Below are 12,922 nucleotides of genomic sequence, written 5' to 3' on the forward strand. Positions count from 1 at the left end.
CCATCACACAGGATGATATAGACACAGGCAGCGTGACCAACCAAGCAACTGCAGTAGGAACACCTCCAACAGGAGATGATGTAGAAGATCAATCAGGAACCGATATTGCCAATGACGATGCTACGGTCATCGAACTTTGCCAGAACCCAGACATCGCAATCGTAAAGACTGGAGTCTTCAACGATGAGAACGGAAATGACTGTGCAGATGTTGATGAAACTATCAGTTATACATTCACAGTGACCAATGAAGGAAACGTTAGCTTGAGCAACGTAAGGGTTACCGATCCATTGATTGCTACCATTACCGGTCCAACTGGTGATACCGACGGCGATGGTGAACTTGATGTAATTGAAACTTGGATATATACAGGAAACTATGCCATCACTCAAGATGATATAGATCTAGGAGAAGTGAAAAACCAAGCCACTGCCGAAGGTACCGCTCCTGATGCAACTGTGGTAAGCGATCTTTCTGATGAAAGTAGTGTGCTTGAGGATGATCCAACAATAATTGAGCTTTGTCAGACCCCAGCCATCGCAATTGTGAAGACCGGAATCTTTAACGACGAAAACCAAAATGACTGTGCTGACGTAGATGAAACAATAAGTTATACGTTTACTGTTACTAACGAAGGCAATGTTAGCTTGAGTAGCGTAGCTGTTACTGATCTACTAATTGCGACTATTACTGGTCCAACTGGTGATACTGATGGCGACGGTGAACTTGACGTAACTGAAATTTGGACTTATACTGGAACTTATAGTATCACTCAAGATGATGTAGACGCTGGTGAAGTAGTAAACCAAGCTAAAGCAAAAGCAAATGATCCTATGGGTAATGTTGTGTCTGACCTTTCTGATGAGAGTAGCGTGCTTGAAGATGATCCAACAATTGTGGAGTTGTGTCAAAACCCAGCCATTGCTATAGTGAAGACTGGAATCTTTAACGACGAAAACCAAAATGACTGTTCAGATGTAGATGAAACTATAAGCTATACATTCACTGTTACCAATGAAGGCAACGTTAGCCTAAGCAATGTAAGCGTAACTGATCCATTAATTGCAACGATTACCGGTCCAACTGGTGATACTGATGGCGATGGAGAACTTGACGTAACGGAAACTTGGATGTATACTGGAAATTATGTAATCACACAGAGTGATATAGATGCAGGAGAAGTTATAAACCAAGCTACAGCTGAAGGAACTGCGCCTGATACAACTATTGTAAGCGATCTTTCTGATGAGAGCAGTGTTCTTGAGGATGATCCAACAGTAATTGAACTTTGCCAAAACCCAGTAATTGCACTTGTTAAAACCGGAGTCGTAAATGATACGAACGGAAATGGCTGTGCAGATGTGGGTGAGACTATTGATTATAGCTTCACTGTATTCAACCTTGGAAACGTTATACTTTCAAACATAATTGTAACAGATCCATTGGTAAGCGTAGTGGGAGGACCAATAACATTGGCACCAGGCACTACGGACGGATCATCATTCTCAGCAACGTACACTATCACACAAGCTGATATTGATGCAGGATTTGTTGAAAACCAAGCAACTGTTACAGGCACTGATGCTTCTGGAACCACAGTAAGTGATCTATCTGATGATAACAGTGAGTTGGAAAATGATCCCACAATTACTGAACTTTGTCAGACCCCTGCAATTGCTTTAATAAAAGCAGGAGTTCCTACTGATGAAGATGGTAACGGTTGCGCAGATCTGGGTGAAACGATATTGTACACCTTCAGTGTGAAAAACACAGGAAATGTTGCACTGACCAACATATTAATAACAGATCCATTAGTAGCTGTTGTTGGTGGACCAATCAATCTGGCTGCTGGAGGAGAAGATACAACTACCTTCACTGCAGTATATACAATAACCCAGACTGACGTGGATGCAGGATTTGTTGAAAACCAAGCTATTGTAGATGGTATTGCACCGAATGGTGATACTGTTTCCGATCTATCTGATGATAATAATTACACTGAAGATGATCCTACAATTGTTGAAGTTTGTACTATTAATCCACCACCGCCAAACCCATCTATATCACTTGAAAAAGTAGGTGTTTTTAATGACGAGAGTGGAAATGATTCAGCAGATGTAGGCGAAACAATTAGCTATTCCTTTACCGTAACTAATACTGGCGATGTTACACTGTACAACATAATGATTACAGACCCACTACCAGGTATTGAAATCTTTGGAGGCCCAATCATGCAACTGGAGCCAGGAGAAATAGATAGCACAACATTTACCGCTACCTATGTTATAACCCAACAGGATATTGATAATGGTGAAGTAATAAACCAAGCTACTGTTACAGCTGAAGATATTGAAGGTACCGTTGTAACGGATGATTCTGACGATCCAACCGATCTAACGAACAATGACAACAACGGCGATGGTGAACCAGATGATCCAACTGTTATTGTACTTCCTTTAGTATTGGATACTACTTTTGAAATATTTAACGGTGTTACACCTAACGGCGATAACTCAAATGACTTTTTCTTAATAGAAGGTATAAGTAATTGGCCAATCAATAATGTCAAAATTTTTAATAGATGGGGCATATTGGTATTTGAGACTGACGGTTATGGAGGAAGTGACGATAAGCAGAATGTATTTAGAGGTATATCCGAAGGACGTGTAACCGTTCAGAAGAACGAAGAATTGCCGACTGGCACATACTTCTATATTCTTACCTTCCCAGCTGACAATCCTGGTAAGGAAAGCTATAACGGATATTTATATATTAACAGATAGAAAAATCAAAAAAATTCCTGGGAGGAAATTCCCTCCCAGGATTAAAATACATAACTATGAAACACAGTTATTTAACGCTAATAATTTTGATTTTACTTGGCACGTTTTCAAGTAAAGCGCAGCAAGATCCACAGTACACACAATACATGTACAATACGCAGGTGGTTAACCCTGCATATGCTGGAAATCGTGGAGCCTTAAGCTTTGGTTTATTGTACAGAACCCAATGGGTGAATTTCGGGGATGGTGCACCAAATACGGGAACTTTTACGGTAAATTCGCCAATTGCTGAAAACATGGGCTTAGGTCTATCTATAGTAAATGACCGAATAGGGCCAGCAATTGAAACCAACTTCAACATAGACTATTCCTACAGTATTAATACTTCGGAAACTGCAAAGTTATCTTTTGGTCTTAAGGCAGGGCTTGATATATTGGATGTGGACTTTAGTAAATTAACACGAAAGGACAAAAATGATCCCTATCTACCAACAGATGGAAATATAGACAACAAACTTCAACCACAAATAGGTGCCGGTATTTATTATAATACCGAGAAGTTTTACGCAGGGCTTTCGGTTCCCAACTTTTTAACAACAAATCATTTTGACACCAGTAGTATTGAAAATATTGGAAATACTCAAGTAGAAACAACTGCTGCTGAGCGTATGCACTATTTCTTAATTGCGGGTTATGTTTTTGATCTTAGCGATAACTTAAAGTTTAAGCCAGCGACCCTTTTCAAAATGGTAAGTGGTTCGCCTTTACAGGCAGATGTATCTGCTAACTTTTTATTATATGACAAGGTTACACTTGGAGCTGCCTATAGATGGAGCGCTGCTATGAGTGGGTTGGTTGGTTTTCAAGCAACTGATAATATATTTATTGGCTTTGCGTATGATTATCAAACAACAGATATTGAAGCTTACAGTGATGGTTCTTATGAAGTTATGCTTCGCTTTGAATTGTTCAACAGACCAGAACGAGTGCTAACCCCAAGATTCTTCTAAAAAATAAAAACTATGAATACAATAGTACGTAACATATTTATTTTCGCATTGGTGGTTTTTACTGCCGGAAGCGCCTTTTCACAAAAAAAGGATATCAATAAAGCAAACAAAGAGTTTGATAAGTTTGCATATATAGATGCCCGTCAAATCTATTTGAAAGTGGTGGAAGACGGATACGAATCTGCAGAAATCTTCAAGAAGCTAGGGGACACCTATTATTTTAACAGCGATTACACAAATGCTGCAAAATGGTATGACAAACTCGTTAACCAATTTCCCGATCAAACAGAGCCTGAATATTTTTACAGAGCGGCTCAATCTTTAAAGAGTTTGGGAAAATACAATGAATCTGATGCGCTATTAAAAGATTATGTAGCAAAAGGAGGTACGGGATTGGTAATCAAAAAATTTGAGGATGATCCAAATTATTTGAAAAGTACCGTTTTCAAAGCGAGGGATTTCGAACTTGAAAAAGTTGGGATAAATTCCTCAAATTCAGATTTTGGCGCTTCATTTTACGGAAAAGATAAAATTGTTTACGCCTCTGCATCCAATACCGATGGAACTAAAGTTTATGAATGGACCAATCAGCCTTTTCTAGATTTGTTTGTTGCGGATAGAGATACTCTAGGCCAACTGAAAAACTCCATGCCTTTAGGTGGTGATATCAACACAGCCTACCACGAATCATCTACTGCTTTCGCGAAAGATGGAATGACCGTCTATTTTACACGAAATAACTTTTTGGATGGTAAAAAGGGAAAGGATAAAAACAAGACAATTCGTCTTAAATTATATAAAGCAACTAAAACGGGAGATTACAATTGGAGTAATATTGTTGAGCTTCCATTCAATAGCAAAGAATATTCCGTGGCGCATCCTGCACTGAGCCTAGATGGCAAAAAGCTATATTTTTCTTCTGATATGCCTGGAACTATGGGAATGTCTGATCTCTGGTATGTTGACATTCTTGAGAACAACAACTACGGTACACCCGTAAATTTGGGTCCAGAAATAAATACAACGGCACGGGAATCGTTTCCTTATATAAGCGACAAGAACAATCTCTATTTTTCAAGTGACGGCCGCTCTGGTCTGGGAGGATATGATATTTTTGTAACTCCACTTGATGCCGATGGAAAACCCGGAACAATAACAAATTTAGGTGCACCAACTAACAGTGCTCAAGATGATTTTGGATTTATTATTAATGAAGACGATCGTATCGGTTACGTTTCTTCAAACAGAGGAGGCGATAGAGGAAGTATTGACGATGATATTTATTTGGTGAAAGAAATATGCGCCATCACTATAAGTGGAAAAGTTTTTGACAAGGAAACTAAAGATCCACTTCCCGGAGCAGAAGTGAGCTTGCTAGATTCAAACAATCAATTGGTTAGTCAAACTACTGCGAAAAATGATGGAACCTACAGTTTCATCGGTGATTGCGGAACACAATATACAGTTAGAGGTGTAAAAGATGGTTACAAGCCTTATGAAAAGATTATTGAAACTCCATTGCTATCTGGTATTGTAGATGTACCACTTCCGTTGGAACGCATCGGTCCTTGCGCACCTAATGATTTGGGATGCATACTAGACTTACAACCAATTTATTTTGATTTCGACAAATCAAACATCCGTCGAGATGCTGAAGTAGAATTGGCTAAGATTTTTGCCGCTATGAAAGAATATCCAGAATTGATTATTCATATTGAATCTCACACAGATTCACGTGGAAATGACAACTATAACGAAGCTCTTTCAGAGCGTCGCGCACAATCTACATTGAAGTGGATGGTTGCTAAAGGAATTGATGCAAATAGGCTTACTGCAAAAGGATACGGAGAATCTAAGCTTGTAAACCTATGTTCTAACGGTGTGCCTTGTACTTCAGAAGAACATCAGCTTAACAGAAGGTCAATGTTTATAATAAAAGATTAATTAACCAAATTAAGTTTTCTAAAAGCGTTCAATACTAGCTATTGCACGCTTTTTGTTTTTAAAACGTTTTCCCTTTTCGTACTTTTGAGACAAAATGCTTAGTAATGGAAGAAGAAAAAGTAATCCTTGTAAATGAACGGGATGAGAAAATTGGCTTGATGCCCAAACAGGAAGCGCACGAGAAGGGTGTACTCCATCGGGCTTTTTCAGTTTTTGTTTTTAACACCAAAAATGAATTGATGTTGCAGCAACGCGCATTGCACAAATATCATTCTCCAGGACTTTGGACAAACACCTGCTGCAGCCATCAGCGCGATGGCGAATCGTCACTTGAGGCTGGTAAGAGAAGGCTTTTTGAGGAAATGGGTTTTACTACAAATTTGAAGGAAACAACCACCTTTATTTACAAAGCACCTTTTGACAATGGCTTAACCGAACACGAACTAGATCATATAATGGTGGGCAACTATGAAGAAACCCCCCAAATTAATCCAGAGGAGGTTGCAGCGTGGAAATGGATGGATCTGGAAGAAGTGAAAATAGACATTGAAAACAATCCAGAAATTTACACCGCTTGGTTCAAAATTATTTTTAATAAATTCTACCAACACTTACTTGTATGAGCTTAACCGTCTATAGAAAAGCACATTTTAACGCAGCCCACAGACTTTTCAGAAAAGAATGGGATGATGCTAGAAACTTCCAAGTTTTTGGCAAATGTAGCAACCCAAATTATCACGGACATAATTATGAATTAGAGGTCGGTATTTCAGGTGAGATTGATCCTGAAACAGGTTTTTTGATAGATCTGAAAATTTTAACCGATATCATAAAACAAGAAGTTGAAGATCCATTAGACCATAAAAATTTGAACATTGAAGTTCCTGAATTTAAAAACCTGAATCCCACGGTGGAAAACATAGCCGTGGTAATTTGGAATAAAATCAGAACTAGAATTGATTCTAAGTACGGTATTTCAGTAAAACTTTACGAGACGCCGCGTAACTTTGTAGTTTATAACGGTAATTAATGGTTACGGTTTCTCCTTTATATCCTTTAAAATTTTATCCTATTCTGAAACAGAAAGTGTGGGGTGGAACTAAGTTGAATATACTTTTGAATAAAAATGCTCAAGGAAATGTTGGGGAAAGCTGGGAAATTTCTGGTGTTGAAGAGAATATTTCAGAAATTCAAAACGGTCCGCTAAAAGGAAAAACACTTAAATGGTTATTAGAAAACTATAAAGAAAAATTAGTTGGCGAAAAGGTCTATAAAGATTTTGGGAATCAGTTTCCATTGCTATTCAAGTTTATAGATGCCTTTCAAGATCTTTCCGTTCAAGTGCATCCGGACGATTTCTTAGCGAAACAACAGCATAACTCCTTCGGTAAAACTGAAATGTGGTATATACTTAATGTTGAAAAGCACGGCAAGCTAATAGTAGGATTTAACCAGCAAATGGATGAAAAAAAATACCTGCAAGCCCTTTCTGAAAATAGAATCCCAGAAATTTTAAATTCGCTTGCAATAAAGAAGGGAGATGCTTTTGTTTTGAAACCTGGGACCGTCCATGCAATTGGCGCTGGAGTGTTACTGGCCGAAATTCAACAGACATCGGATATTACCTATCGCATTTATGATTGGGATAGACCCGATACCAACGGAAAGATGCGTGAACTTCATACAGATTTGGCACTAAAGGCAATCAATTTTAATCCAACCAGCTCCTTATTGCATTATTCCGAATCCAAAAATTCACCAACCCATATTGGTACCACCAAATTCTTTACTATGAATAAACTAGTGCTGTCTAAAAACTGCCTCAGAGATTTAGAAGAAATCTCTTCATTTACTGTTTATATGTGTTTGGAAGGAAGTGCTATCATTGAAACCGACGATTTTTCAGAAGAAATAAAAATGGGCGAAACCGTGTTAATTCCTGCGCAACTGCCCGAGCTGAAATTCATTACCAATTCAGCTTCATTTTTGGAAGTGTACATTCCTTAATTGTTCGTACCTTTGCCCGATTTAAAAAATTATCGAAAATAAATAATAGTACTAAATAATAAAGAATAAGATGGCAAACGTAAGAGATTTAAAAAAAGACATTAACTATGTGCTGGGCGATATTATTGAAGCTGTCTACATTTGGGAATTAACCAATGCAGACAAAGACAATAAAAAAGCTGAAGGAATAATAGACGAAGCAATTGTAACCTTTGACGACCTAATTGTAAGAGTAAACCAAAAAAACGTTGAAAATAAAAAGAAGCACTTTAACACTGTTAAAGCAGATCTTGAAGATAATGGTAGAAAACTTATCGATAAAATAAACGCACTATAATATAGTATCCGTTTTTTTACGCTTTACAATAAAAGACTCCAGTTCCTTACCGTACTTGGAGTCTTTTATTTTTGGGGCAAGCGCATTGTATACTGTATCCAAATATTTCACATTTGAATTATACGCTTCGCTTAAAATTAAATATGGCGCTACTTCGTAATCCTTATTATTTAAGGCAAAATTTATTGTGGTCAAATATTTAGTTGAAATTAATGACTGTTGTTTACGGTTTAAATCCATTTTCAAAGAATCATTGTTTTTCTTGCTTAATTTGAAGCCTTGCTCAATATACTCAAGATTTTTGGCCACGTAGCGTTGCTTCAATTTATCGTATGTTTTCAAAATACTATCGTTTGAAGAACCTTTTACAATTGCAGCACTTCCAAAATTCTTAAGATTCGTTTGAATGTTCATCGGTCTGTTTTCAGCAAAAAAGGTGATGCGATCATCACGCAGCGTTCCATCTTTCAACCTGACATATAGATAATAGATTTCTGGGCTCTCCACTTTTTCAGAGAAAGTAAAATCTGGGGTTCCGTCAACAACTATTGAATCTACGGTAACTAAAACTGTATCTTCAAATTTTTGAAGTAATAATGTACCCTTTTTCAGACCTTTTACAGTACCCGTAAGGTTCATCATTTCAGTATCTGTGGAACAACCAATTAGGCTCAGCAAGATTATTGCTACGGAAAAAATATAACGCATATCATTTTTTTAAGAGTCAAACCTCGGCTGAAAATAGCTTCGGTTTACGAAGGTGCAAAGATGGAATAATTTCTTTGGATTTTTATCCACCGGAAGCCAATTGCATTAAAACAGTACATAAAATTGCGGCAACTGTGCCAATAGCATAACCAAAGACAGCCAGAAGCACACCCACTGTAGCTAATGAAGGGTGAAAAGCTGAAGCAACTATGGGAGCAGAAGCAGCCCCGCCCACGTTTGCCTGACTACCCACGGCTAAGAAAAAGTATGGTGCGCGAATTAGTTTTGCCACTAAAATCAGCAAGCCTGCGTGTACGGTCATCCAGACCAAGCCAATAACGATAAGCCACATATTGTCAAAAATTAGTGTCAAGTCCATTTTCATTCCAATGCTCGCTACCAGAATATATATAAAAACGCTTCCGTATTTACTTGCTCCAGCGCCCTCGTATCTTTTCGCTTTTGTGAAAGAAAGCAATACTCCAATTACAGTGGTTATACTTATCATCCAAAAGAAACTGGAATCTAGAAAAGTAAATATATTTCGTGTTATTCCTTTCGGAATTCCATCTACTACCGACGTAAAATAGGCGCTTAATAGATCGGCGCCGAAATGCGCAAAGCTTACCGTTCCAAAAGCAATGGCTGCCAAAATCATTAAATCTGTCAAAGTAGGATTTCTGTCTACTTTTTTAGCGTAGTCGGAGACTGTTTCTTTTAAATGTTCAATAGCCGAAGTGTCTGCCTTCAACCATTTATCAATTTTTGCAGATTTCCCAATTCCGAAGAGTATGATGGCCATCCAGATATTTGCTACTACTATATCTACGAATACCATTCCGCCGTAGAGCTTTTGGTTGTAACCGTAAATTTCCAGCATCGCGGTTTGATTGGCGCCGCCGCCAATCCAACTTCCCGCAAGGGTTGATAATCCACGCCATACTGCATCTGCTCCCTCACCGCCCACCGCTTCGGGATGAATAGTACCAACAATCAAAACAGCCAGAGGCCCGCCAATTACTATTCCTGCAGTCCCTGCTAAAAACATAATTAGCGCCTTCGGTCCTAAATTATATACACCCTTTATATCTATACTAAGTGTCATCAATACCAATGCTGCCGGTAATAGATAACGGCTAGACATATAGTATAAGCTAGATTTTCCTACCGTTGCCTCACCGGTTTCGGCTACTGATATCCACTCTGGGGAGATTATCCCAGCTGTTGTTAGCAATGCCGGTATAAAGTAAGCCATGAAAAGCGCGGGAACAACGCCGTAAAATTTCTTCCAGAATCCTTCTTCTTTTGCTGAAGTATAAAAAATGAAGCCCAGGGCTAACATTAAAACACCAAAAACAATGGTATCATTGGTAAAAAGGGGAGTGGTGTCCTTAATTATTTCGATGGTTGTATCCTGCATTTTTGATGGTTTTGCTGCAAAATACAATTATTTTTTAATTTGAATTATTTTTTCATGAAATCACTAACTATAGTAATTAATTCAGGGACTATGGGCAGATTATAAATGTTATAGGATTTGCTGTTTTCCAGGTCATTTCCTTCGATTTCCTTTAAGACGTGATTCATCTTTGGAATGATTTCAAATTGAGCATCTGGCTTTGCGTTTTTCAATAATTCCGCTTCGGAAACCTGTACTTGAATATCCTTATCACCATTTATTATCAATACGGGAATAGTGAGTTTTGAAATTTCAATCTTGGGATCATATTTCATCCAAGTATATATAAAAGGCTGAATATCCTTTCTGAAAATAGAAGCTAAGCCAGGGCTATAATTATTGGCAACTCCGTTTGCACGAAGGTCGTCGAAAGATGAACGTGCATTATCTGCCAGACCTGGAGCTTGTTGGGCTAGTTGGTCAACAATTACAGCATCTATTGCTTGCCCAGCACCAGCTATGGAAACAAAACCATCTGCGCCTTGTTGTGCAGCCACCATCCCCACGAGCGATCCTTGACTATGGCCAATGATGTAAATTTTTGAAAACCGCGCATCTTTCTTAAAATAGTTGAGTATGGCAATGGCATCGTCTATAAAATCATCAAATCGAATGTTTTTTTCATTAACTGAGCCTCGTTTCATCTGTTTTACAATTCTCTTATCGTATCTAAATGAAGCAATGCCTTTTTCATAAATTCCCTCGGCTAGAAATTTTAATGAATTATTTACCACCATTTGCTGATTGCCGTTCCTATCCGTTGGACCGCTGCCGCCTATTATTATTGCCAAGGATAATTTTCCGGTTACTTCGGGTACTATTAAAGTGCCATCAATTAGTGGTGTGATGCTTAAATCTTCAGAATTGTATTTTTTGTTTTGGGCTGTCGCTATTATTCCGAAGAAAAGAAGAAAGATTATAAAAATGTGTTTCATCTATTTGTTTTTAGTACTGCAGATGTCAGTTCATGTCTTAACAATAAAAGCACAAGTATATTGCTTTGCCTGAACTTTCTTTTGAAGCTTAATGCTTTAACAACTATTTATAAAGTTATCAAAATATATTTGAAAATTTCGAATCATTTTTGAAATCAAGGATGCTATCTTTGTAGCGTTTGAAATATTTCTTCAAAATCAAAGTGTTATAAAATGAAAAAAATTGCGATAGTGTTATTGATTACCATGTTTTCAAATGTTCTTGTTGCGGCAGAAGATTGGGGCAAAACAGGCCATAGGGTAGTGGGTGAAATTGCTGGAAAATATTTAAGCAAAAAAGCAGAAAAGCAGATCGTAAAACTTTTGGATGGCCATTCCCTTGCTTTTGTAGCAAACTATGGCGATGATATTAAAAGCGACCGTCTGTACGATGCTTACGGACCGTGGCATTATGTTAATTTTCCATTCGGTGATAAATATGAAACACATCCCAAAAGTGAAAAGGGTGATATTATTCAAGGTATTGAAAAGTGTATTTCAGTATTGAAAAGTGATAAAAGCACGAAAGAAGATAAAATTTTTCACCTAAAATTACTTGTCCATTTTATAGGCGATCTGCACCAACCCTTGCATATTGGTATAGAAGAGGATAAGGGCGGTAATGATTTTCAGGTTCGTTGGTTTAAGGATGGCACCAACCTTCATACTGTTTGGGATTCCAAAATGCTGGATTTTTACGACATGTCTTACACCGAGCTTGCGGTAAATACTAATGTACTCTCAAAACAACAAGTGGAGGCTATTAAAAAGGGTTCTGTTCAAGACTGGATGTACGAAAGCCGCGCACTTTGCGAAAATATTTACACGCACACTGAAATTGGCGAAAAACTAGGGTATAATTACGTATATGAATATACGGATACGCTGCGCTTTCAACTTCAAAAAGGTGGAATACGTTTGGCGGGGCTTTTAAATGAAATTTTCGGATAATCTTGTAAGTAAAAAACACATCGGTTTGCAGTCATAAGTTTACATTTCCTGTCTTATAGAGTTTGTGTTTTGCCTTGGTTCTGCAGCCTTCGTAGCCACTTCAGCGTAGGCTAGTGGAAGAGCAAACTGTCCTTAGCCTTGTCTTTTAGGTATATAAAAAAGCCCAATAAATGAGTCCAAATTGTAAAGGAAGTCTTATTATCAATGCCCACTTAGGTAGTTTCATTGCCGCTTTTTCGTTTTGTAGCATGTAAATGTGAATCGGTATAAAAAGTACAAGCATAATAATTATTCCCCACGCTGCAACTTCTTGGGTGTTTTTGTTCATTATCATAAAACCCAACGCCATTTCGGCTAAGCCACTCAACATTACCATAGTACTCTGCGCAGGAATATACGGAGGCATTATGCGTTCGTATATTTTAGGTTTGCGAAAATGGTTCATTCCGGCAAGTACATAAAGCACGCCCATTAAATATTGATGCCATGGTAACATAAAAATGGTTTTTAGATTTTAAAAGTACTCTTTTTGAAAATTCTGTCACGCGTGAATGTAATAAAATATAAGAGCCTCCCTATGTTTCCATAGGAAGGCTCTCTTTTTTATTTATTTAGTAAATAAGATTACTCTTTAATCAAGCGCTTTACAGTGCTTGCGTTTTCACCAATAATCTGAACTACATAAACTCCAGCGGCAAGGGACGATACATCCACTGCTTTCTCACCCTGCATTGTGCGAAGGTTTGTCT

Annotated in this window: 13 protein-coding genes; 8 read left to right on the forward strand and 5 right to left on the reverse strand. The window is 37.9% G+C overall.

Going from position 1 to position 12,922, the window contains the following annotated elements; genetic code table 11:
• The 7 genes from ESV24_RS14895 to ESV24_RS14925 form a co-directional block, all read left to right on the forward strand.
• Positions 1–2,783, forward strand: a 2,783-nt coding sequence (locus tag ESV24_RS14895) for a DUF7507 domain-containing protein (RefSeq protein ID WP_146951082.1), incomplete at its 5' end; no start/stop codon positions are given.
• Positions 2,784–2,839: 56 nt separating this feature from the next.
• Positions 2,840–3,793: a PorP/SprF family type IX secretion system membrane protein gene (locus ESV24_RS14900; RefSeq protein WP_111817128.1), complete on the forward strand. Its 954-nt coding sequence runs from the start codon at positions 2,840–2,842 to the stop codon at positions 3,791–3,793.
• Positions 3,794–3,805: 12 nt separating this feature from the next.
• Positions 3,806–5,737, forward strand: a complete 1,932-nt coding sequence (locus ESV24_RS14905; RefSeq protein ID WP_111817127.1) for an OmpA family protein — start codon at positions 3,806–3,808, stop codon at positions 5,735–5,737.
• Positions 5,738–5,841: 104 nt separating this feature from the next.
• Positions 5,842–6,360 (forward strand): isopentenyl-diphosphate Delta-isomerase, encoded by a 519-nt coding sequence (idi, locus tag ESV24_RS14910; RefSeq protein WP_111817126.1) that lies wholly within the window; start codon positions 5,842–5,844, stop codon positions 6,358–6,360.
• The gene (locus tag ESV24_RS14915; protein WP_111817125.1) at positions 6,357–6,767 is read left to right on the forward strand and encodes a 6-pyruvoyl trahydropterin synthase family protein; all 411 of its coding nucleotides are present in this window, start codon (positions 6,357–6,359) and stop codon (positions 6,765–6,767) included. The genes idi and ESV24_RS14915 overlap by 4 nt, the downstream gene beginning before the upstream one ends.
• Entirely contained in the window at positions 6,767–7,744 is a 978-nt protein-coding gene (locus tag ESV24_RS14920) for a type I phosphomannose isomerase catalytic subunit (protein WP_111817124.1), read from the forward strand. Before ESV24_RS14915 ends, ESV24_RS14920 begins: the two co-directional genes overlap by 1 nt.
• A 70-nt stretch (positions 7,745–7,814) precedes the next feature.
• Positions 7,815–8,081, forward strand: a complete 267-nt coding sequence (locus ESV24_RS14925; protein ID WP_111817123.1) for a hypothetical protein — start codon at positions 7,815–7,817, stop codon at positions 8,079–8,081.
• On the opposite strand, the gene ESV24_RS14930 is transcribed toward ESV24_RS14925, so the two are convergent.
• The 3 genes from ESV24_RS14930 to ESV24_RS14940 all read right to left on the reverse strand — a co-directional run bounded on the left by ESV24_RS14930 (position 8,076) and on the right by ESV24_RS14940 (position 11,183).
• Positions 8,076–8,789: a DUF4369 domain-containing protein gene (locus ESV24_RS14930; RefSeq protein ID WP_111817122.1), complete on the reverse strand. Its 714-nt coding sequence runs from the start codon at positions 8,787–8,789 to the stop codon at positions 8,076–8,078. The genes ESV24_RS14925 and ESV24_RS14930 overlap by 6 nt on opposite strands.
• 82 nt (positions 8,790–8,871) lie before the next feature.
• The gene (locus ESV24_RS14935) at positions 8,872–10,209 is read right to left on the reverse strand and encodes a DUF819 family protein (RefSeq protein WP_111817121.1); all 1,338 of its coding nucleotides are present in this window, start codon (positions 10,207–10,209) and stop codon (positions 8,872–8,874) included.
• A 44-nt stretch (positions 10,210–10,253) separates the two neighbouring features.
• Positions 10,254–11,183: an alpha/beta hydrolase family protein gene (locus ESV24_RS14940; protein WP_111817120.1), complete on the reverse strand. Its 930-nt coding sequence runs from the start codon at positions 11,181–11,183 to the stop codon at positions 10,254–10,256.
• Positions 11,184–11,396: 213 nt separating this feature from the next.
• On the opposite strand from ESV24_RS14940, the gene ESV24_RS14945 reads away from it, so the two are divergent.
• Positions 11,397–12,173 carry a S1/P1 nuclease gene (locus ESV24_RS14945; RefSeq protein WP_111817119.1) on the forward strand — a complete coding sequence of 259 codons (777 nt, stop codon included), beginning with the start codon at positions 11,397–11,399 and terminating at the stop codon, positions 12,171–12,173.
• 145 nt (positions 12,174–12,318) lie between these two features.
• Here ESV24_RS14945 and ESV24_RS14950 read toward each other — a convergent pair whose 3' ends face one another.
• A complete protein-coding gene (locus ESV24_RS14950; protein ID WP_111817118.1) occupies positions 12,319–12,669 on the reverse strand; it encodes a DoxX family protein in 351 nt (116 codons plus the stop codon).
• A 128-nt stretch (positions 12,670–12,797) separates the two neighbouring features.
• The gene (locus ESV24_RS15700) at positions 12,798–12,905 is read right to left on the reverse strand and encodes a T9SS type A sorting domain-containing protein (RefSeq protein WP_146951074.1); all 108 of its coding nucleotides are present in this window, start codon (positions 12,903–12,905) and stop codon (positions 12,798–12,800) included.
• Positions 12,906–12,922: the final 17 nt, after the last annotated feature.

It is taken from the genome of Aequorivita lipolytica (genome assembly GCF_007997135.1).
GTDB classification, from domain to species: domain Bacteria; phylum Bacteroidota; class Bacteroidia; order Flavobacteriales; family Flavobacteriaceae; genus Aequorivita; species Aequorivita lipolytica.

What these genes read in the sequence shown, in the direction of transcription:
- ESV24_RS14900 (WP_111817128.1), top strand. Translation starts at nt 2,840, where the DNA reads ATGAAACACAGTTATTTAACGCTAATAATTTTGATTTTACTTGGCACG.
- idi (WP_111817126.1), top strand. Translation starts at nt 5,842, where the DNA reads ATGGAAGAAGAAAAAGTAATCCTTGTAAATGAACGGGATGAGAAAATT.
- ESV24_RS14935 (WP_111817121.1), bottom strand. Translation starts at nt 10,209, where the DNA reads ATGCAGGATACAACCATCGAAATAATTAAGGACACCACTCCCCTTTTT.
- ESV24_RS14945 (WP_111817119.1), top strand. Translation starts at nt 11,397, where the DNA reads ATGAAAAAAATTGCGATAGTGTTATTGATTACCATGTTTTCAAATGTT.
- ESV24_RS14905 (WP_111817127.1), top strand. Translation starts at nt 3,806, where the DNA reads ATGAATACAATAGTACGTAACATATTTATTTTCGCATTGGTGGTTTTT.
- ESV24_RS15700 (WP_146951074.1), bottom strand. Translation starts at nt 12,905, where the DNA reads ATGCAGGGTGAGAAAGCAGTGGATGTATCGTCCCTTGCCGCTGGAGTT.
- ESV24_RS14920 (WP_111817124.1), top strand. Translation starts at nt 6,767, where the DNA reads ATGGTTACGGTTTCTCCTTTATATCCTTTAAAATTTTATCCTATTCTG.
- ESV24_RS14930 (WP_111817122.1), bottom strand. Translation starts at nt 8,789, where the DNA reads ATGCGTTATATTTTTTCCGTAGCAATAATCTTGCTGAGCCTAATTGGT.
- ESV24_RS14925 (WP_111817123.1), top strand. Translation starts at nt 7,815, where the DNA reads ATGGCAAACGTAAGAGATTTAAAAAAAGACATTAACTATGTGCTGGGC.
- ESV24_RS14915 (WP_111817125.1), top strand. Translation starts at nt 6,357, where the DNA reads ATGAGCTTAACCGTCTATAGAAAAGCACATTTTAACGCAGCCCACAGA.
- ESV24_RS14940 (WP_111817120.1), bottom strand. Translation starts at nt 11,183, where the DNA reads ATGAAACACATTTTTATAATCTTTCTTCTTTTCTTCGGAATAATAGCG.
- ESV24_RS14950 (WP_111817118.1), bottom strand. Translation starts at nt 12,669, where the DNA reads ATGTTACCATGGCATCAATATTTAATGGGCGTGCTTTATGTACTTGCC.